Origin of the sequence: Janthinobacterium sp. ROICE36, from assembly GCF_002869965.1 — a bacterium.
Taxonomy (GTDB): domain Bacteria; phylum Pseudomonadota; class Gammaproteobacteria; order Burkholderiales; family Burkholderiaceae_D; genus Janthinobacterium.
Window position 1 is genome coordinate 36412 of record NZ_PEBS01000015.1, and the last position, 20200, is coordinate 56611.

General features: G+C 63.5%; 13 protein-coding genes and 1 pseudogene. 4 read left to right on the forward strand and 10 right to left on the reverse strand.

The window, feature by feature from the left end:
• Positions 1-3 precede the first annotated feature (3 nt).
• From mutY to CSZ94_RS08605, 3 genes are read left to right on the forward strand one after another with little or no spacing between them, the layout of a single operon-like run.
• Entirely contained in the window at positions 4-1167 is a 1164-nt protein-coding gene (gene mutY, locus CSZ94_RS08595; protein ID WP_102121130.1) for an A/G-specific adenine glycosylase, read from the forward strand.
• The gene (locus CSZ94_RS08600; protein WP_102121131.1) at positions 1167-2960 is read left to right on the forward strand and encodes a sensor histidine kinase; all 1794 of its coding nucleotides are present in this window, start codon (positions 1167-1169) and stop codon (positions 2958-2960) included. The genes mutY and CSZ94_RS08600 overlap by 1 nt, the downstream gene beginning before the upstream one ends.
• The gene (locus tag CSZ94_RS08605; RefSeq protein ID WP_102121132.1) at positions 2957-3571 is read left to right on the forward strand and encodes a response regulator transcription factor; all 615 of its coding nucleotides are present in this window, start codon (positions 2957-2959) and stop codon (positions 3569-3571) included. Before CSZ94_RS08600 ends, CSZ94_RS08605 begins: the two co-directional genes overlap by 4 nt.
• Here CSZ94_RS08605 and CSZ94_RS08610 read toward each other — a convergent pair.
• From CSZ94_RS08610 to pilM, 10 genes and pseudogenes are all read right to left on the reverse strand, one after another.
• Positions 3568-6789, reverse strand: a complete 3222-nt coding sequence (locus CSZ94_RS08610; protein ID WP_102121159.1) for a molybdopterin dinucleotide binding domain-containing protein — start codon at positions 6787-6789, stop codon at positions 3568-3570. The genes CSZ94_RS08605 and CSZ94_RS08610 overlap by 4 nt on opposite strands.
• A 10-nt stretch (positions 6790-6799) precedes the next feature.
• Positions 6800-7912 (reverse strand): NrfD/PsrC family molybdoenzyme membrane anchor subunit, encoded by a 1113-nt coding sequence (nrfD, locus tag CSZ94_RS08615; RefSeq protein ID WP_102121133.1) that lies wholly within the window; start codon positions 7910-7912, stop codon positions 6800-6802.
• Between the two features lie 3 nt (positions 7913-7915).
• Positions 7916-8626 (reverse strand): sulfate reduction electron transfer complex DsrMKJOP subunit DsrO, encoded by a 711-nt coding sequence (gene dsrO, locus CSZ94_RS08620; RefSeq protein WP_102121134.1) that lies wholly within the window; start codon positions 8624-8626, stop codon positions 7916-7918.
• 145 nt (positions 8627-8771) lie between these two features.
• Positions 8772-9908, reverse strand: coding sequence for a deoxyguanosinetriphosphate triphosphohydrolase (locus CSZ94_RS08625; RefSeq protein ID WP_102121135.1), 1137 nt, complete (start codon positions 9906-9908; stop codon positions 8772-8774).
• Entirely contained in the window at positions 9905-11530 is a 1626-nt protein-coding gene (gene aroKB, locus CSZ94_RS08630; protein WP_374703570.1) for a bifunctional shikimate kinase/3-dehydroquinate synthase AroKB, read from the reverse strand. The genes CSZ94_RS08625 and aroKB overlap by 4 nt, the downstream gene beginning before the upstream one ends.
• A 39-nt stretch (positions 11531-11569) precedes the next feature.
• Complete coding sequence (locus CSZ94_RS08635; RefSeq protein ID WP_258000851.1) at positions 11570-13762, reverse strand: beta strand repeat-containing protein; 2193 nt, start codon at positions 13760-13762, stop codon at positions 11570-11572.
• A 97-nt stretch (positions 13763-13859) separates the two neighbouring features.
• Positions 13860-15185: pseudogene (locus tag CSZ94_RS08640) on the reverse strand (type IV pilus secretin PilQ); the annotation flags it as partial.
• A gap of 107 nt (positions 15186-15292) precedes the next feature.
• A complete protein-coding gene (locus tag CSZ94_RS08645; protein WP_146009774.1) occupies positions 15293-16327 on the reverse strand; it encodes a pilus assembly protein PilP in 1035 nt (344 codons plus the stop codon).
• 15 nt (positions 16328-16342) lie between these two features.
• On the reverse strand, positions 16343-16894 hold the full coding sequence (locus tag CSZ94_RS08650) for a PilN domain-containing protein (RefSeq protein ID WP_180977405.1): 552 nt from the start codon (positions 16892-16894) through the stop codon (positions 16343-16345).
• A gap of 5 nt (positions 16895-16899) precedes the next feature.
• The gene (pilM, locus tag CSZ94_RS08655) at positions 16900-17532 is read right to left on the reverse strand and encodes a pilus assembly protein PilM (RefSeq protein WP_180977406.1); all 633 of its coding nucleotides are present in this window, start codon (positions 17530-17532) and stop codon (positions 16900-16902) included.
• Between the two features lie 301 nt (positions 17533-17833).
• Between pilM and CSZ94_RS08660 the strand changes: the two genes are divergently transcribed.
• Positions 17834-20179 carry a penicillin-binding protein 1A gene (locus tag CSZ94_RS08660; RefSeq protein WP_102121142.1) on the forward strand — a complete coding sequence of 782 codons (2346 nt, stop codon included), beginning with the start codon at positions 17834-17836 and terminating at the stop codon, positions 20177-20179.
• Positions 20180-20200: the final 21 nt, after the last annotated feature.

The following is a 20200-nucleotide window of genomic DNA, read 5'->3' on the forward strand; positions in this document are numbered from 1 at the left end:
TGCATGAAACGTCTGCTGCATCCGCTCTCGCCCGTCCCGGGCGTGGCACCCTTTGAAGACTATAACGACCCGACTTTTTCCGCCACCGTCATCGCCTGGCAAAAGCAGCATGGCCGCCATGCGCTGCCATGGCAAAACACGCGCGACGCCTACCTGATCTGGCTGTCCGAAATCATGCTGCAGCAAACGCAGGTGACGGCCGTGCTGGGCTATTACGCGCGCTTCCTCGAACGCTTCCCCACCCTGCGCGATTTGGCGGCAGCACCGGCGGAAGACGTGATGGCGCAATGGAGCGGCCTGGGCTACTACACGCGGGCGCGCAACCTGCACAAGTGCGCGCAGCGCGTGGTCGCCGAATACGATGGCGTCTTCCCCAGCGACCCGGCCTTGCTGGCCGAGCTGCCCGGCATCGGCCGCTCGACGGCCGCCGCCATCTCCGCGTTTTCCAGCGGCACCCGCGCGGCCATCATGGACGGCAACGTCAAGCGCGTCTTTGCGCGCACCTTTGGCATCGACGCCTATCCCGGTGAAAAGCGCGTCGAGGAAGCCATGTGGCGCCGCGCCGAGGCGCTGCTGCCTGAATCGGGTATCGAATCCTACACGCAGGGCTTGATGGACTTCGGCGCCACCCTGTGCACGCGCAGCAGCCCCGATTGCGGCCGCTGCCCCTTGCAAGCGCGCTGCGTGGCCTACGCCACCCATCGGGTCAAAGACTTACCTGTGCGCAAACCGAAGAAAACCAGCCCGGAAAAACACGCGGTCATGCTGGCCATCATCGACGACGGCCAGGTGCTGCTGGAGCAGCGCCCGGGCTCCGGCATCTGGGGCGGCTTGCTGTCGCTGCCCGAACTCGATGGCCACGTACTGGCCGATGAAGACTCCCCGCGAGAGATAAACCAGCAGACGCTGGCACGCTTCGTGGCGCCGTTCGGCGAGATCGAAACGCAGGAACGGCTGCTGCCCATCGCACATGTGTTTACCCACTACAAACTGCACATCGTTCCCTGCCGCATCACCCTGGCGCGCCGCCTTGCGCTGGCCGGGGAAGCGACCCACGTCTGGTACGACGGCGCGAAAATTGCGGATGCCCCGCTGCCCGCGCCCATCAAGAAACTGCTGCTGGACCTGTTCGGCGATGCGCGCGCGGCGCAGCGCAGCATGTTCTAGTGCGCAGGCTTGCCTTACTGGCGCTGGCGGCGCTGTGCCTGCACGGCGCGCAAGCGGCTGACGAGCTGCCAGAGGTCCGCATTGGCGTGCTGGCCTACAAGGGCAGCGACGCCGTGCAGCAGGACTGGTCATACGTGACGCGCCACCTGCAGGCCAGCATTCCCGGCATCCGCTTCGTGCTGGCCGACTACGACCAGGCGGGATTGACGCGCGCCGTGCAATCGCAGGCAATCGCCTTCGCCATCACCAGCAGCGGTCATTACGTGGCGCTCGAACACAGCGACGGCGCCAGCCGCATCGCCACGCTCGAATCGCCATGGACAGACTCGCCGCGCCAGGCCATCGGTTCGGCCATCGTCGTGCGCAATGCATCGCCGCTGCACGACCTGGCCGACCTGGCGGGCAAGAACGTGATGGCGGTAGCGCCCGATGCGTTTGGCGGTTACCAGATCGCCGCGCGCGAACTGCTGGAAGCGGGCATCGATCCCGCGCACGATTTTTCCAGCCTGCGCTACAGCGGCTTTCCGTCGCAGCAGATCGTCGACGCCGTGCGGTCCGGGCACATGGATGCCGGCATCGTGCGCACCTGCCTGCTGGAACAGATGGTGGCGCGCGGAGAATTGCCGGCCGACGCACTGCGCGTAATCACCACGCGCCCGATTCCCGGCTTTCGCTGCGCCAGCTCGTCGCGGCTGTATCCGGACTGGCCCTTCGTAGCCCTGCGCCAGACGCCGCCGGCGCTGGCGAAAAAAGTGGCGCTGTCCTTGCTGGCCATGCCGCGCACCAGTGAGGGCTACAGCTGGACGGTGCCCAGCGATTACCAGATCGTCGATGAGCTGTTCCGCGAACTGCGTATCGGCCCCTACGCCTACCTGAACAAGCTGACGTTCGAGACGGCCCTGCGCCGCTACTGGGGCTGGATGCTGCTCGCGCTGGCCTTGCTGGTGGCCTGGGCCGTGCATACAGTGCGCGTGGAATACCTGGTCAGCCGACGCACGGAACAATTGCGCGCGGCCCAGCACCAGCAGCGCGCGCTGGAAGAACAGGCGCGCCAGCGCCAGGCCACGCTCGATCACACGGCGCGCCTGGCCATCCTGGGCGAGATGGCCAGCGCCATTGCGCACGAATTGAACCAGCCGCTGGCCGCCATCGGCAATTTCGCACGCGGCATGGCGCGCCGCATCGCGGCGGGCCGGCTGGATGCGGCGCCCCTGCTCGACGGCGCGCAGGAAATCGCCACGCAAAGCGAGCGCGCCGGCGCCATCATCCGCCATATTCGCGCGATGGCGCAAAAGCGTCCCGCGCACAGCACCGCCTTCGCCCTGGCCGACGCCGTGGCGCAAGCCGTGGCCCTGTTCCGCGCGGCCCATCCACAAGCCAATATCAGCTGGCGTCACGACGCCGCCAGTCCTGACGCGCGCGTGCTGGCCGACCCGCAGCAAGTGCAACAGGTGCTGCTCAATTTGCTCAAGAATGCGCTCGATGCGCAGGCGGAGAACGATCATCCCGGGCACCCCATCGGCGTGCTGCTGCACCGGGAAAACGGCGCCTGCACGGTGGCCGTGCGCGACGCCGGCTGCGGCCTGCAAGCGGCGCAGATGGCGCGCCTGTTCGAACCCTTTTTTACCACCAAGGCCGAAGGTCTGGGCCTGGGCATGTCGCTCAGCAAAAGCATCATCGAATCGTTCGGCGGCAGCCTGTCGGCGCATGCCAACGCCGATGCGCCAGGCTTGACGGTCTGGTTCCGCCTGCCCGAAGATAGCGGTATGGATGCAAACAAGGAAACACCATGAATGAAAGCGATGCGATTATCTTTGTCGTCGACGATGATGCCGCCATGCGCCGCTCGCTGGCCTATCTGTTCGATTCGGCCGGCTGGCAAGTACAAACCTTCGAATCGGCGCGCGACTTCCTGCAGCGCTATGATGGCCATGCGCCGGGCTGTTTGCTGCTCGACGTGCGCATGCCCATGATGAGCGGACTGGAACTGCAACAGGAGCTGTCGCGCCACGCCATAGCATTGCCCGTAATTTTCCTCAGTGGCCACGGCGACCTGGCCATGGCCGTGCAGACGATGAAGGCCGGCGCCTGCGACTTCCTGGAAAAACCGTGCAAGGACCAGGTGCTGCTGGACGCTGTCAGCCGGGCCGTAGCCCGCAGCGTGGACGAGAGCCGCAACGCCGCCAGCACGAATACGGCGCAATCGGCGCTGGCCAGGCTCACCGCGCGCGAGCGCGAAGTGGCGTTGCTGATGGCCGAAGGCAAAGCCTCGAAAGTCATCGCCCGCGAGCTGGGCATCAGCGACAAGACGGTGCAGGTGCACCGCCATAACACGATGGAAAAACTGGGCCTGCACTCAGCAGCCGAGGTGGCCCGGCTGCTGATGGCCAGCGGCGAGATTTAAGCCCGCACGATGCGCGCCGGCAGTCCCTGCCGCACTGACGTGCCGGACACGGGGTCGACAAACACGTTCTTGTCGCCGCGGCTCGGGTCAGTCAATCCCAGGTCGTTCAGGTTGATGCCCGCGCCGATGGCCGGCTCGTCGGGCTGACGCGACTTGCCGATGCGGTGGGCCCGCGCGCCATGCTCCTTGTGGCCAAAGCCGTGCTCAATGGCGATCACGCCGCGCTGCACGCCATGGCGCAGCATCACCGTGGCCCTGGCCCTGCCGCCCGGCGTTTCCAGATAAATCTCATCGCCATTTTCCAGCTTCAGACGCGCTGCATCATCAGGATGCACGGCGACGGGATTGTCGGGATGGATGCCGCGCAAGCGCCGTGCGCCGATGCTGTAGGAGTTCTGCAGCGCCGATTTAAAACTGATCAACTCGAATGGCCACTCGCTGGCCGGGTAGGCCTTGCGCACGGGCGTGCCGTCGGCAAACGCCGCCACCCGCCAGGCGGGCGTACCGGGGAAGCGTTTTCCGCTCAAGCTGTTCTTGCTCACGCCCAGGCCCTCGTTGTACAGCATCATCGGTTTCAGGTAGCGGTGCGTGGACCAATCCTGCGGATACGGCGTCCCATCGGCCACCGGGGCAGGAGCTGCCGGCGCCTTGGCATTCGCGGGCGGCGGCAGACGCAGGCCGAACATCTCGCCATAGCTCTGATAACGTCCTCCCCGCGCCAGCATGAAGGCCACCTTGCGCCATTCTTCCGGCTTCAAGGTGCGCTCCAATTCGGGGCGGATGCGCGCCACGCCGGAAAGTTCGATGTCGTCGTCGCTCGCGTCAGGCACGGCCGTCTTGCCCTGCCAGGCGATGTTGGCGCCGCCGCGCAGATACCAGTCTTCCGCGCGCAGCAAGGGGAAGCGCTGGCCATCCATGTCCTGCAAAGCCTCCGGGCCGAAGCCCGGCAAGGCCATCGTTTTGGCCAGCGCGATGAAGAACGATTCCATGCAGATGGTCTGGCCGTCCGGCGTTTTCTGCACGCGCGGCTCGACCACGGGCCAGCGCGCCGTGCTCATTTTGACGGGCATGCCACCCCAGGCGCCGGCCCAGCCCCAGCTTTCATACAGCAAGGTATCGGGCAGCAGGTAGTCGGCAAACGCCGAGCTTTCATTGATGAAGGGGTCGATGGCGACGATCAGGGGAATCTTCTTCGGATCGGCCAGCTCTTTGCCGATCTGCGCGCGCAAGCCCGTGATACCGTAGACGGGATTGCAGCTCCACAGTATCAGCGCCTTCAAGGTGTACGGGTAGCCGTTCATGGCGCTGGTGAGCCATTCGGTCGCCAGCGCAGGCGCATTCGGATACCACGGCGCCCTGGCCGGATACGCCTTGCCCGCTTCCTTCTTCAGCTTGAATTCCGTGGTCTTTTCATAGGGCACATTGCGCCCGATCGGCATGCCCGTCGCCTTGATCTCGCCGTCGAAACTCTCCAGGTTATAGCGCGGCCCAGGCCCCGCATCCTTGAAGCTGCCGCCATTGACCAGGGTGCCGCCCTTGCGGTTCAAATTGCCGATCAGGGTATTGAGCATGACCAGTGCATAGGCGTTATAAAAACCGGCGCCCGACATCATGCCGCCATGCGCATTGACGGCCGCGCGCTTGCCGTGGCTGGCGAGTTCCTGCGCCAGGCCTTCGATGATGTCGCGAGGGATGCCGCAAGCGCTTGAATATTCATCCATGCTGTGGCGCTGCGCTTCCTCATTGAGCATCGTCATGGCCGTCTTCAGGTGCAGCGGCGTGCCGGCCACGTCCAGCGGACCATCGAAGAACAAGCGACCCTCGCCCTTGGCGGCATTGTGCGGCACGATGGCTTGCGTGGCAGCGTCGATCACGCAAAATGCGTCGCCATCCTTGTAGCGCTCTTCTTCCGCCAATGCCACCGCGCCGATGTCGGACGCGCGCAGGTAGCGGCCGTCGCGCGGATGGCCTTTCTCATTGATGATCAAATGCGTGGCATTGCACCAGGCGGCCTCGCCTGCCGCTTCCGCCACCTTCAAGTTCGGCTGCGCGAGGAAGTGGCGATCATAGCGTTCGTGCTCGATGATCCAGCGTATCATCGCCATGGCCAGCGCGCCATCCGTGCCCGGCTTGATCGGCACCCAGCGGCTGCGGTCGCCCGCCGCCAGGCTGTCCGCATTCGTCAGCACCGGGTCGACGACGACGTAGCTGAAATCGCGCTTGCCCGAGCGGGCTTTCGCAATCAGCGTGCCCTGGCGCTTGAACGGATTGCCCGCGTTGCCCGGCGCCGTGCCCACAAAAATGCAAAATTCCGTATTCTCCAGGTCCACTTTCGCATGCGGCATTTTCTTCATGTCGCCGAACATGGCGCCCGAGCCGCTGCGGTAGGCGCCGCCGCAATACGAACCGTGATTGACCAGGTTCAAACTGCCGTACGACTGCTTGAAAAAGCGCGTGCCAAACGCCAGGCGGCCATCGTCGGTGCTGCACATCAAGCCCACCTGATTGACTTGCGGGCCCAGTTCCGGCTGCGCCGGATCGATGGGCTTTTCCAGCTCGCGCAAGGCACGCAAGCCCTGCACATGGCCTTCGCCAAACAGGTCGCCACCTTCCGTCACTTCCTTCACCAGCTGGTCGAAGGCGATCGGTTCCCACTGGCCTCCGCCGCGCGGTCCCACGCGCTTCATGGGCGCCAGCACGCGGAACGGCGACTCCATCTGCTCCAGCACGCCATTGCCGCGGCCGCAAGCGGTGGAGCGCCCTTTCAAGCCCTTTTCCTGGAAGCGCGAGAGCGACACAAAACTGTCGCGTATCGAGGTCTGGTATGGCAGTGCCGGGTCGGCCGACATGGGGCTGTAGGGATTGCCCGCCACGCGCAGCACCTTGCCGCTTTTTTTATCCAGGCGCACGCGCACGCCGCAAAACGTGGTGCAGCCCATGCACATGGTGTAGCTGACCTGCTGCTCGGGATTGACCGTCAATTTTCCCGTGGCGGTATCGACGGAAAACTCGGGCGGCAGAGAATTGCCGTGCAGTTTCTGCACAGGCTTGTCCTTGCCCAGCGCATGGTCGACCATGCGGCCTGCCGTGGTGGAAAAGCTGGCGGCAAACGCGGCCAGGCCGCCGCCGATGGCGCCGTAGCGCAGCAGCTTGCGGCGCTTTTCGTTTTCGTCTTCAGGGACGTCGTTGCGGTCGTCGTTATTTGTGCGTTCGTTCATCATTAACTCCTCAGTGCGTGGCCATGGCAGGACGGCTGCGTGTAGCGATCGCGCGTCCCGCCCATGGCAAAAATTCCAGCATCAGCAACAGCAGCGCGATCCACAGGCCGGCCGTGCCGATGATCCCCAGCAAGCCGTCGTTCCCCATCGGCAGGTGGTAGTCGTACAGGCCCGCGCCCGTTTTCGGGATCGTCTGGCCGCCGATGAAAATCGTCCAGCGCATCATCCAGGCGCTATGCAGCGCGATCAGGCCATTCACCAGGCCACTACTGGCCGGGCGCCAGATGGCCAGGGCCATCGGCACGATGGACGACAGCACGGCCCAGACAGCTGTGAACTGCCATTGCGGCATGCCGGCCACCTGGGTAAAGGCCATGCTATGGCTGGCGCTCACGCCAGAGAGACTGACGAACAGCCAGCCGCCGCCCAGGGCCAGCACCAGCGCCAGCGACAGGGCCAGTGCGCGGTTCAGCGACACTTCCAGGGCCTTGTCGCGGCCTGGCAGGAAGCGGTTGAACAGCAGCGCCAGGCCAATGGCCCCGACAAAGGCCGTGGCGGCAAATTGCGCCGGCAGGAACGGCGTATACCACAGGGGACGGGCACGCACCACCATCACTTCCATGCCCGTGTACAGGCCCACAACAAAGGCGGCGAGCAAGGTGAAGGCGGCGGCAAAGCGGATGGCCCGCAGGGAGGCGGCGCCACCGCGCCCGGCCAGGCGGTACAGAAAGGCCAAACGGTCCTGGCCCTGGCCCCGTGTGGCGAAGTCCGGGCGCAGCGCCAGCCATGCGTACAGCATCAGACAGCCCAGGTAGAGGGGAATGAAGAACGAGCCCCACGACATCCACGACTGCGGCTGGAAGTAAATATAGAAGTGATAGAAGCGGCCCGGCCCGTGCAGGTCGGCCAGCAGCGCCACGGGCGCCGTCATGCCGCACACGAGAGATGCCAGCAGCGCGATGCGCCCCAGACGCTCATACGCCTTGCGGCCGAAGACGAAGTACGGCAAGGTCAGCATGAAGCTGCCATAACTGAGGCCGATGAGGAAAAAATACTGCACCGCCCACGGCAACCATGCTGCTTCGCGCGTGACGTTGATAATTTCGGTGATGTGGCTGTCCATGGTTTATTTCCCGTGTTTGCTCGGTTGCCAAAGTGTCGCTTCGCCCTCGACGTGACCGGCGAAGCGCGTGTCCAGTCCCAGGTAAAACACGTGGGGCTGGGTACCCTGTTCGGGTTTCAGCACTTTCACCTTGTTCTCGGCGAGCAGCTGGTGCACCATGCTTTCCGGGTCGTTCAGGTCGCCGAAGATGCGCGCGCCGCCGACGCAGGTTTCCACGCAGGCCGGCAGCAGGCCTTCGTCGACGCGGTGCGCGCAGAACGTGCATTTGTCGGCCTTGCCCGTTTCGTGGTTGATGAAACGTGCGTCGTACGGGCAGGCTTGCACGCAGTAGGCGCAGCCCACGCAGCGGTCGCCGTCGACGACGACAACGCCATCCTTGCGCTGGAAGGTGGCGCCCACGGGACAGACGGGAATGCAGGGGGGATTGGCGCAGTGGTTGCACAGGCGCGGCAGCATGTAGGTGCCGCAGCGGTTCTCTTCCTTCACTTCATAGGTCGAGACGACGGTGCGGAAGCTGTTTTCCGGCACGGCGTTTTCCATGATGCAGGAGACCGTGCATGCCTGGCAGCCGATGCATTTCTGCACATCGACCACCATCGCCCAGCGCTGCCCGCCATCGCCCTTCGTTGCAGCCTTGCTGGGCAGCGGCGCGATGGCCGCCCCGATGGTGACGGCTGGCAAGGCGCGCAAGAAACTACGGCGCGATTCAATCATGACACTCTCCTTGACTATGGGCGGCAAGCCCTTGTTGACTTGCTGCCATGATAGAAAAGAAGGTGCTACGGGGCTATTGGGGTGATAGTGCGGGAGCCTAGATGATCATGCCAATTGACAGAGGGAATGAATGGGGGTAATGCGCTTACAATTCGTCGAGCGAATACAGACGGCGGTGCTCGCGGATCGCGTAGCGGTCCGTCATGCCGGCGATGTAGTCGGCGATCTTGCGCGCCTGCAGCGTGACGTCGCCATCCTTGAGCTGATAGTCGGGCGGCAGCAAAGCCGGTTCGGCCATGAAGCTGTCGTACAGTTCGCGCACGATGCGGCTCGCTTTCACGCGCATGCGGTTGACCTGGTAGTGGCGGTACAGATTGGCCCGCAAGAAGCGCTTCAGCTCTGTCGCATCCGTTCGCATGGCGTCCGAAAAACGGATCAAGGGGGCACTGGCACGCACTTCGCTGACGTCGCGCGGCGCGGCGTCAGCTATCAAGCCTGTCGACGTGACGATCAAATCGTCGGCCAGCGCCGTGATCAGGCGACGCAGGGTTTCGTAGATGGCGCGCCGGCCCGACAGGCCTGGAAACGCCTGCTGCACCTCGCGCCACAAACGGCCGAAGAATTCCACCTCTTCCAGCTGGGCGATGGTGATCAGACCGGAACGCAGGCCGTCGTCGATATCGTGGCTGTTGTAGGCGATTTCATCGGCCAGGTTGGTCAGCTGCGCTTCCAGCGTCGGTTGCGTGCGGTCGATGAAACGCTGGGCCACGGGACCCAGTTCGCGCGCATGCGCCAGCGAGCAGTGTTTCAAAATACCTTCGCGCGTCTCGAACATCAGGTTCAAGCCGTCGAAGGCGCCGTAGTGCTCTTCCAGGGTATCGACCACGCGCAGGCTTTGCAGGTTGTGCTCGAAGCCGCCGTGCGCCTGCATGCATTCATTGAGCACGTCCTGGCCCACGTGGCCGAATGGCGTGTGGCCCAGATCATGCGCCAGCGCGATCGCTTCGACCAGGTCTTCGTTCAGGCGCAGGTTGCGCGCGATGGAGCGTCCCACCTGCGCCACTTCCAGGCTGTGGGTGAGGCGCGTGCGGAACAGGTCTCCCTCGTGGTTGAGGAAAACCTGGGTCTTGTATTCAAGACGGCGGAAGGCCGAGGAATGGATGATGCGGTCGCGGTCGCGCTGGAACTGGCTGCGCGAGGCGTGTGCCGCTTCGGCAAAGCGACGTCCCTGCCCCTGTGCAGAATGGGCCGCATACGGGGCGAGGAAGTCTTCGGGGGTCATGCTTGCTGTACTCCGGCGGCCAGCGTGGCCAGCACCAGTTCATGCGACGCAGACGTGATGCACGGGCTACCCAGTGGTTTCAACAGGATGAACTTGATGGCGCCGCCCTCGTTTTTCTTGTCCACTTCCATCAGTTCCAGCCAGCGCTCGACACCCAGATCCGGCGCCTTGATCGGCAAGCCGGCGGCGGCGACGAGCTTGCGCACGCGCTCCACGGCTGCCTGGTCGATATAGCCCATGCGGCAGGACAGGTCGGCCGCCATCACCATGCCGCAGCCGACGGCTTCGCCATGCAGCCAATGGCCATAGCCCAGGCCCGCCTCGATGGCGTGGCCGAAGGTGTGGCCGAAATTCAGGATGGCGCGCAAGCCGCCTTCGCGCTCGTCCTGGCGCACCACGTCAGCCTTGATTTCGCACGAACGGGCAATCGCATACGCCAAAGCCCCCTTGTCGCGTGCCATCAGCTTGGCCATGTTCGCCTCGATCCAGTCGAAGAAGCCAGCATCGATGATGGCGCCATGCTTGATCACTTCGGCCAGGCCGGCCGACAGCTCGCGCGCCGGCAGGGTTTCCAGGGTCGAGGTGTCGGCGATCACGGCACGCGGCTGGTAGAAGGCGCCGATCATGTTTTTGCCCAGCGGGTGGTTGATGCCCGTCTTGCCGCCGACGGAGGAATCGACCTGCGCCAGCAAGGTGGTGGGCACCTGCACGAAGCCGATGCCGCGCATGTAGCTGGCAGCCGCATAGCCGGTCAGGTCGCCGATCACGCCGCCGCCCAGCGCCACCAGGGTAGTCTTGCGGTCGCATTTATTGGCCAGCAGCGCATCGAAGATCTGCATCAGGCTGGCCCAGTTTTTATATTCTTCGCCGTCCGGCAGGACGATGCAGATCACTTCGCGGCCATCGCTGGCCAGCGCCGCCTGCAGGCGGCCCAGGTAAAGGGGGGCGACGGTGGTATTGGTGACGATGGCCACCTTGTGCCCGCTGATATGGCGCAGCAGCGCATCGGCGTCGGCCAGCAAGCCGGGACCGATGGCGATCGGATAACTGCGTTCGTCGAGGTCTACGCTCAACAACATTTTGGATTGCTCGTTCATCGAAGGCTCTGCATGAATGACGCAGTTGGGCGAAGCCTCGCATTCGAGACTGGCCAGCTGCATCAGGATGGTCTGAACCATCGATTGTACGTTAGGACGGCCCGTGTCGATCACAATGTCGGCCACTTCCATGTAATGGGGCTCGCGCTGTGACGTCAATTCTTCCAGCTTGCGGCGCGGGTCGGCCGTCTGCAGCAGGGGGCGGTTCTTGTCGTGGCTGGTGCGCGCCAGGATGTTGCTGACGCTGGCACGCAGGTACACGACCGTGCCCCGCTCCTTCAGATAGGCGCGGCTGTCGGCGTTGAGGATGGCGCCGCCGCCGGTGGCCATGACGATGCCTTCCTGGGCGCTCAGGTCGCGGATGACCTCGGCCTCACGCCGGCGAAAGCTCGCTTCCCCCTCGATTTCAAAGATCCACGGGATGGTCGCTCCCGTGCGTGCCTCGATTTCGTGGTCGGAATCGACAAAGCGCAAGCCCAGTTTGCGCGCCAGAATGCGCCCGATCGTGGTTTTTCCTGCGCCCATGAGGCCTACTAAAAACAGATTTTGCATTTGCTGCGACAGTTATTTTGAATCACTACAATCATTCGCCTGCCCGTACGGACTCTTCACGCCCGGTGGAGAAACATCCTGGCGGTTGAAGTCCGAGAACAGTCCCGGAAGCAAAGTGTAACCGACATAAGTTGCCTCCGTCCCGGAACTGTTGCCACGGATTGTCAATTCGACGTTCAGCCAGTTGGCCCTGTCGCGCGGATAAGTCAGTGTCACGGTAGTGGTACCGCTGCTGTCGGTCTTGCCTCCGGTGGACAGATTGAGCGGGATGCCGGGATCGAGGAAGCCGTTTTTATTCTCGTCTTCGTTCGCGTCGAGCATGCCATTGCGATTCTGGTCCTCATTCCTGCATTCCACATGCTGCGCCACGATCCAGTTTGTTGCCGCTGTGGAAAACTGCAGATTACCCTTGTAATACGCCTTGGGCCAGGCCGCAGCAGTGATGATCACGTCAGGCACTGGATTTCCCGCAGCGTCCGTTACAAACACGGTATAGGTCTTGCGATAGGTGCTGCTGTCGGCGCCGTCGAGCACATTTCCGCTGCCGGCGCTGATGAACAGCGATTTCTTCGTCACTGTCAGCTTGGCCGTGGCGCTGCTGGTCGATACGCCCTGCAACTGTGCCTGAACAATTACGCCATCGACACCGGTGCTGGCCTGACCGGCGACATAGCTGACCGTGGCCATGCCGTCGCTATCGGTATTGACCACAGACGGCGAACTCAAGGAACCACCGCTGGCATCGCTCTGGATGGTAAAGCCGACCTGGGCATTCTTGACGAGGTTGTTTTCCGCCGTGCCATCGCGCACCACGGCGCGCAGGGAGCTACGCTGGGAGGTGCTGCCTGACGTATTGGCCCCGATCACCGCCGGGTCGGCCTGCAAAGTGATGGTTGCCTGCGGCGTCAGCGGGGCGACGAATTCCACGTCCGCCTGCACCGACACACCCATGGCCTCGTTTCTGGCAATCAACGACGTCCGGCCCGCGCCGGAAGCCTGCACATAGGCAATGGCATTGCCGCCAACGAGCGCCAGCGGCGCCAGCAAAGGCGTGGCGCAGCCTGCATCCTGGTAAATCGCGCCGCGCGACGTGCTGAAACGGACAGTGCCAGTTTGCGGCGTGCCGGCCACATCGCTGTGCACGCTGATAGCGTAGCAGGTCTGCGTTGCCAGTGTTGTCAGCGCGACATTGGCGCCAGAGACGGCATTGATCGTAAAATTGGCAGTATTGATCGTCACGGGTATGACCAAGCTGTCGCCCTGGCCCTTGATGGTGATCGTATCGCTGGTGCCGGACTGGGCGTTGTAGCTCAATACCAGTTGCCCATTATTGTCCGTCAATGCCGTGCTGGCTGCGCCGCCCTTGACCGTCAGCGGATTGACCTGTGCGCTGAAAGTCACCGGCTTGCCCACCAACGCATTGCCGCTGGAGTCGACCAGCTTGACCACCATGTCGGTACTCGTTTTCAGGTTGATCGACGAGAAAGCATTGACGGCCAGTTTCGTGCCACTGACGCCGATGTCGGTACTGGCCGTTTGCGCGCCGGCACTGGCACTGACCTTGATCGTGCGCAGGCTGGCGTCGCCTCCCGTATTCAGGCTGACAGTGGCCTGCCCTTGCGCATTGGTACTGACCACCGTCGCGCCCAACGCACCGGAATCAGCACTGAACGTCACGCTGGCATTCGGCACGATGGCATTGCTGGCATCCTTGACAAACGCGATGACATTGACTGCGGTACCGCCTGATGATGCGAGGGTGCCACCGGAGGAAGTCAGCAGCAAAGTCGCGATACCGGACGTGACTGGTACCACCTTGACCACGACCGGAGCAGACACGATGCCGCCGCTGCTGGCCTGAATCGTGATGTCGCGCAAGGTCGCGTCGCCTTTTACGCTGAGCTTTTCAACCACGGTGCCGTTGGCATCCGTAACGCGCGTCGTATTGCTGATCGTACCAGAACTGGCAGTGAAGGCGACCGTCTGGCCGCTTATGGCATTGTTGCTTGCATTTTTGACAATTACCGTCAGCGTGACTTCCGTGCCATCGGCTCCCGATGCAACAATGGTCATGGCGCTGGCCACGAGCGAGACGCTGGCAACGCTGCTGTTCGTACCGCCAGGAGTACCGATGGTCGGATCGCCGCCACCGCCACCGCAAGCGGCTAGTACCGTGCTCAAGACCAACACAGTCAGCCAATTCAATGCCCGACTCCAATAATTATTGCCCCAAGATACATTCCGCATAGTCGCCATCAGTCCGCTTTCGTTTGCATTGTTACTTAAACGTAAAGATGTGACATTAACGCGTTGCTGGCCGATCTGCCACTATTTTCGGCGTAATAAACACCATCAGTTCCGTTTTTTCTTGACTGCGGCCCGTGCTGCGGAAAAAAACACCAAGCAAGGGGATGTCGCCAAGAATCGGCACCTTGCTGTCCGTGCCCCGTTCGGACTGCTGATAAATGCCGCCCAACACCACCGTGCCGCCGTCTTCTACCATCACTTGCGTGCGCACGTGCTTGGTGTCGATGGCGAAACCGGAACGCGTTTCCTGCCCCACGCTATCCTTGTTGACGTCCACTTCCAGCACCACGTTGCCGTCCGGCGTGATCTGTGGCGTGACCTCCAGGCGCAGGTTCGCCTTGCGGAACGTGATCGACGTGGCACCGCTACTGGTGGCCACCTGGTACGGCAGTTCGATGCCCTGCTCGATCAGCGCCAGCACCTTGTCGGCCGTTACCACGCGTGGGCTGGAAATGATCTTGCCCTTGCCGTCCGCTTCCAGCGCGGACAGTTCCAGATTCAGAAAACGGTTGGCGGCGGCCGAAAACAGGCTCAGGGCGAAGCTGGCCGGCGGCAAGCCGTTGATGCTGGCGGCCGGCAAGTTGACGAATTGCGTGTTCGGCACGAAGGCGCCGGCGCCGGCCACCGTTTGCCCCGTCGCCTCGCCCACACCCTGGTAGCTGCCGCCGATGGCCGCGCGGCGTCCGCTGCCGCCCAGGGAAAAACCGGGTAGCTGGCCCGCTGCCTGCCGCTGGTCCGTAAAACCCAGGCGCACGCCCAGGTTGCGGCTGAAACTGTCGTTCGCTTCGACGATGCGCGCCTCGATCATCACTTGTCGCGTTGGAATATCCGTCTTGGCGATCAGCTGACGGATCTGCTCCAGCCGCGCCGGCACGTCGGTCACGAACAGCTGGTTCGTGCGCGGCTCGATCAGCACGCTGCCACGGCGCGACAGCAAGCGGCTGCGCGCCTCGCCCGCGTCCAGGCCGAACACGCTGCGGAACGCTTCCGCCTTCTGGTAGTTGAGCTGGAAGATGGCCGATTGCAAGGGTTCGAGTTCCGCGATCTGCGCGCGCGTTTCGAGCTCCAGTTTTTCGCGCGCCAGCATTTCCTCGCGCGGCGCAATCCACAGCACGTTGCCATTGCGCCGCATGTCCAGTCCCTTCGCCTGCAGCAGCACGTCGAGCGCCTGGTCCCACGGCAAGTCGCGCAGGCGCAGGGTCAGGTTGCCCGCCACGCTGTCGCTGGCGATGATGTTTTGCCCCGACGCGTCGGCCAGAATGTGCAGGGCTGCGCGCACGCCCACGTTCTGGAAATCGACGGAAATTTTCTCGCCGGCATACAGGCGCGGCGCCGTCACCTGCACCACCACCGCATCCCCGGCCAGGACGGCGCCGTGCAGCAAGATCCAATATATCGCGCACATCGAGCACATCCACACTGACGGCTTCATGGCGCGGCCTCCGGCACGCCGGCTTTGGCGTCACCCGTTTTTTGCAGGGACAGGCTACCGTGCCGTTCGCGCCACCCGCCACCCGCGTCCGGCAGCAACTCTTTGTACTGCAGCGCCTGTTCGCTGATCCGCGTGACCCGGCCGTGGTCTGGCCCCAGATACTGGCCTACCGCCACCCGGTACACGCGCTGGCCCGCCAGCAGCAGCGCGCTCAGGCGCCCGGCCTGTTGCACGCTACCGACCATGCTGATAGCCGGCAAGGCGACGCTCTCCAGCGCTTCGCGCACACGTTGCGGGTCGGGCCCGGCCACGCTGCCACGTTGACCCGGCGCGCCGGCGGCCGGCAATGCATCAAAAGGATCGGCCAAGGCGGCGGCTTCGTAGGGAGAGGGCGCGACAGCGGCAAGCGGGCGCCATGCCGGTGCGGCTGCAGGCGCGCCTGCCTTGGGCGACAAAGCCGCTTGCGCCGCCCGCTCCCCCGCGTCGGGCAAGCGATACGCCTGCAGCACGGCATCGAGCGTCAGCAGGCGATCCTTGCCGAGGGTCAAGGCCAACTCATGCACCGTGACGATGCGCGGCAAGCGCGCCAGGTCTGCCAGCAGCGCGCCCATGGCGTGATAGCCGCCGCGCAACTGTATGGCGATCGGCAAGACCACGTAGGGCGCTTGCGGACGGGCCGCCCCCGGCTTGAACAGCGAAAATTGCAGACCGCGCGACTGGCCTGCGGCGTTGATGGCCGTCAACAGCACCGCCATCGCCTGCTGGTCGGGCAACTGCTGTTCCAGGCGAGCCAGCTCGGCGCCAGCCTGGCGCTGCTGCGCACGCCACTGCGGCAACAGGCTGGCCCTGGCCTGCGCCGACAGATACTCGGCGCGCAAGCGGCCTTCTTCCCTTTGCGCCGCCTGCACGGCAGCCAGCATGCCATCCAGCCAGGCGGCGTGCAGCAGGGCGGCCACCAGCAGGCCAGACAGGGCAGCACAAGCGAGGCGCACCGGTAGCGGCCACAGCGACGCAGTCTTCAAGCTCAGCATGATCAACCTCCACGACTAAGATTGCCCAGCGCTTTCCAACGCCAGCCGTATCGTCCATTCCACCGCGCCGCGCACTTCCAGCCGCACTTCCACCAATTCCGGCCGGGACCAGGGCGCGGCCTGCTCCAGCGCCTGCAGCAATGCCGCCACCTGTTCCTGCGAGACCGCGTGTCCTTGCAAGCGCACCATCGCCGATTCCTGGCGCACACTGTGCAGGGCCACACCGGCCGGCATCACCCGCGCCAGCGCGTCCAGCATGCGTACCCAGGCATTGCGTTGTTCTTGCAAACTGGCAATGGCCTGCTGGCGCAGCACCAGCGCCGCCGTCTCGTTCTGCACCCGCTTGCCGGTGACAAGGATGGCATTGACTTGCTGCATGGCATTGCGCCAGCCCGCCTGGCGGCGCAGCTGCGCGTCGAATTGCTGTTGCAGCCAGACGCCCACCGCCAGCACCAGCAACAAGCCCAGCAGCGCCCCACCGGCCAGTTGCCACAGCAGCATCTGCATACGCCTGCGCCGCACTGCCTGGCGATGCGGCAAGAGGTTGATGCATGGCACTTGCGTCATGCTCTTCATCGGGCGTACCGGTGCAAAGCCAGCCCCCAGGCCAGCTGAAATGCCAGTCCGTTGTTCGGCAAGGCTTGCCATCCCCCTTGTGCAACGGCCGCCTGGCGTGCCAGCGCCTCGCTATCCATGACGACGGGCGTCAAGCCGGCCGCCGTAGCCGCATCGAGGCGGCGCTGCACGCTGGCGCGGCGCGCCGCCACCAGCAACACTTCGATCTCCGGCTGCGTCTGGCTGGCAAGCGGTGGCGCCGGCCCCAGCTGGTAAAAATCCAGGCTGGCGTCTTCCAGCGCAAACGGCATGTATTGCGCCGCCTCCAGTTCCACCAGGATTTCCAGTTGTTCCTCGGGCAAGCCCGCCTGCAGACGGATCACATGCGCGATCAAGGCCGTGGCCGGCATGGCCAGCGCCACGCGGGTGCAGGCGCTGCCACTGTTGCGCCATGCCTGGCGCACGGCATCAGCCAGGCCGGGCAAATCTTCGACATTGCCTTCAAGCATCACTCCTGCCGCCAGTGCGGCACTGCCGCAATGCCGGCACGACAGTTTTCCCCGCCGGCGTCTCAACTCGACCACGCGCACAGCATCATCCGCCAGGTCGACGCCCAGCAAGCCGATGCCAAGAAAACTGCGGATGGACATGTTTTTCATAGAGAAACGTGACTGGGCGAGGGGTTCTTGCCATGCGAAAGCCTAGTCCTGGCAGCGCTGGCTTGTAAACGGATTTCACGCTGCTGTCTGCGGCACGCTGCGCCTATCTGGCCCGGCTATGATCTGGCGCAGAATAATTGTTACCAAATCCTGGTTGCCAGCGGGCCAATACACGTTTATATAGAGTATCGACAAGATTCGATACTCCCCCCGGCAAGCGCCACGGCGCGCTGCCACCCCGGCAAGCTCGCTTATAATTGACCGGCATAATTAACCGAAAGACATACGACGCATGACATCTTCAAACACCGCTGGCTCCGCTGGCTCGAAGCCGCCCACCAAGGGCAGCAAACCCAAACGTTTTCTGCTGATGGCGCTGGTATCGCTGCTGGGCCTGGGCATCGTCGGCGTCCTGCTGGTGGTTTTTGGCCTGGCCATGGCCTATCCGAACCTGCCCGCGCTCGATACCTTGACCGATTACAAGCCGAAAATGCCGCTGCGCGTGTTCACGTCCGACAGTGTGCTGATCGGCGAGTTCGGTGAAGAACGGCGCAACATGGTGCACATCAAGGATATTCCCGATGTCATGAAGAAAGCCGTGCTGGCGATCGAAGATGACCGCTTTTATGAACATGGCGGCGTCGATTACCTGGGCATCACCCGCGCGGCCCTGCACAACCTGACGGGCGGCGCCAAGCAAGGCGCCTCGACCATCACGCAGCAGGTGGCGCGCAACTTCTTCCTGTCCAGCGAACAGACCCTGAAACGCAAGGCGTATGAAGTCTTGCTGGCCTGGAAGATCGAGAAAAACCTCAGCAAGGACCAGATCCTTGAAGTGTATATGAACCAGATTTATCTGGGACAGCGCGCCTACGGCTTCGCCTCGGCCGCGCAAATCTATTTCGGCAAGAATATCCAGGATCTGACCGTGGCCGAAGCGGCCATGCTGGCCGGCTTGCCGAAGGCGCCGTCCGCCTACAACCCCGTCGTCAATCCGAAACGCGCGCGCATGCGCCAGCAATACATCCTGCAGCGCATGGCGCAGCTGGGCTACATCACGCCAGCGCAGTACGAAGAAGCGAAAAATGAAGAGCTGAAAGTGAAAACCGACAGCAGCGCCTTTGGCGTGCACGCGGAATATGTGTCGGAAATGGCGCGCCAGCTGGTCTACGAGCAATTCAAGGAAGATACCTACACGCGCGGCCTGAACGTCTACACCACCATCACCAAGGCCGACCAGGATGCTGCCTACATCGCCTTGCGCAAGGGCGTAATGGATTACGAGAAACGCCACGGCTACCGCGGCCCGGAAGCCTACATCGAGATTCCGAAAACCAAGGCCGAAGCGGACGACGCGATCGAAACGGAACTGGCCGACCACCCGGACAGCGACGACATCATCGCCGCCATGGTGCTGCAGGCGTCGCCAAAAGCGTTGCAGGCGGTCACTTCGGCCGGCGAGGAAATCACGATCACGGGCCCCGGCCTGACCTTTGGCGCGGCCTGGCTGTCGGAAAAAGCGGCACCGAACCGCCGCATCAAGCGCGGCGCCGTGATCCGCGTCATGCAGGAAAACAACAGCTGGGTCTTGACGCAGATGCCGGAAGTGCAATCGGCCTTCGTTTCGGCCAGCACCACCGACGGCGCCATCCGCGCCATGGTGGGCGGCTTCGATTACAACCGCAACAAGTTCAACCACGTCACGCAAGCGTGGCGACAGCCCGGTTCGGCCTTCAAGCCCTTCATCTATTCCGCTTCGCTGGAACGGGGCCTGTCGCCGGCCACCATCATCAACGATGCACCGATTTCATTCGACGCGGGCCAGACGGGCGGTCAGGCCTGGGAACCGAAGAACTACGACAGCAAATACGATGGCCCGATGACCATGCGCAAGGGCTTGATGAAATCGAAAAACATGATTTCCATCCGCATCCTGCACAAGATCGGCGCCAAATATGGCCAGGAATACGCGACGCGCTTTGGTTTTGACGCGGACAAGAACCCGCCGTACCTGACCCTGGCCCTGGGCGCCGGCAACGTGACGCCGCTGCAGATGGCAGGCGCCTACGCCGTGTTCGCCAATGGCGGCTACAAGATCAACCCGTATCTGATCGCCAAGGTGACCGATAGCGACGGCAATATCCTGTCGCAAGCCAAGCCGGACCTGGCGGGAGAGGAAGCCAACCGCGTCATCGACGAGCGCAATGCCTTCATGATGAACAGCATGCTCAACGACGTCGTGCGCTTCGGCACGGCCAACAAGGCCATGGCTCTGAAGCGCCCTGACCTGGCCGGCAAGACGGGCACCACCAACGATTCCATCGATGCCTGGTTCGCCGGTTATCAGGCCAAGCTGGTGGGCATCGCCTGGATCGGCTACGACCAGCCGCGCAACCTGGGCAACCGGGAAACGGGCGGCGGCCTGGCCTTGCCGATCTGGATCAGTTACATGGCGAAAGCCCTGAAAAGCATTCCCGTCGAGGAACGCGCCGTGCCGGAAGGCCTGATCCGCGTGGGCGACGAGTATTACTACGCGGAAAATCCGCCAGGCACCGGGGTGGGCAGCCTGGAAGGCGCGGCGCGCGGCACGCCAGAGGAAGAAAAAGCCAAGGAAGCCGTCAAGAACGAGCTGTTTTAAGATCATTTGATGCAAAAAGGG

What these genes read in the sequence shown, in the direction of transcription:
- mutY (WP_102121130.1), top strand. Translation starts at nt 4, where the DNA reads ATGAAACGTCTGCTGCATCCGCTCTCGCCCGTCCCGGGCGTGGCACCC.
- CSZ94_RS08605 (WP_102121132.1), top strand. Translation starts at nt 2,957, where the DNA reads ATGAATGAAAGCGATGCGATTATCTTTGTCGTCGACGATGATGCCGCC.
- CSZ94_RS08610 (WP_102121159.1), bottom strand. Translation starts at nt 6,789, where the DNA reads ATGAACGAACGCACAAATAACGACGACCGCAACGACGTCCCTGAAGAC.
- nrfD (WP_102121133.1), bottom strand. Translation starts at nt 7,912, where the DNA reads ATGGACAGCCACATCACCGAAATTATCAACGTCACGCGCGAAGCAGCA.
- dsrO (WP_102121134.1), bottom strand. Translation starts at nt 8,626, where the DNA reads ATGATTGAATCGCGCCGTAGTTTCTTGCGCGCCTTGCCAGCCGTCACC.
- CSZ94_RS08625 (WP_102121135.1), bottom strand. Translation starts at nt 9,908, where the DNA reads ATGACCCCCGAAGACTTCCTCGCCCCGTATGCGGCCCATTCTGCACAG.
- aroKB (WP_374703570.1), bottom strand. Translation starts at nt 11,530, where the DNA reads ATGGGCGCAGGAAAAACCACGATCGGGCGCATTCTGGCGCGCAAACTG.
- CSZ94_RS08645 (WP_146009774.1), bottom strand. Translation starts at nt 16,327, where the DNA reads ATGCTGAGCTTGAAGACTGCGTCGCTGTGGCCGCTACCGGTGCGCCTC.
- CSZ94_RS08650 (WP_180977405.1), bottom strand. Translation starts at nt 16,894, where the DNA reads ATGACGCAAGTGCCATGCATCAACCTCTTGCCGCATCGCCAGGCAGTG.
- pilM (WP_180977406.1), bottom strand. Translation starts at nt 17,532, where the DNA reads ATGTCCATCCGCAGTTTTCTTGGCATCGGCTTGCTGGGCGTCGACCTG.
- CSZ94_RS08660 (WP_102121142.1), top strand. Translation starts at nt 17,834, where the DNA reads ATGACATCTTCAAACACCGCTGGCTCCGCTGGCTCGAAGCCGCCCACC.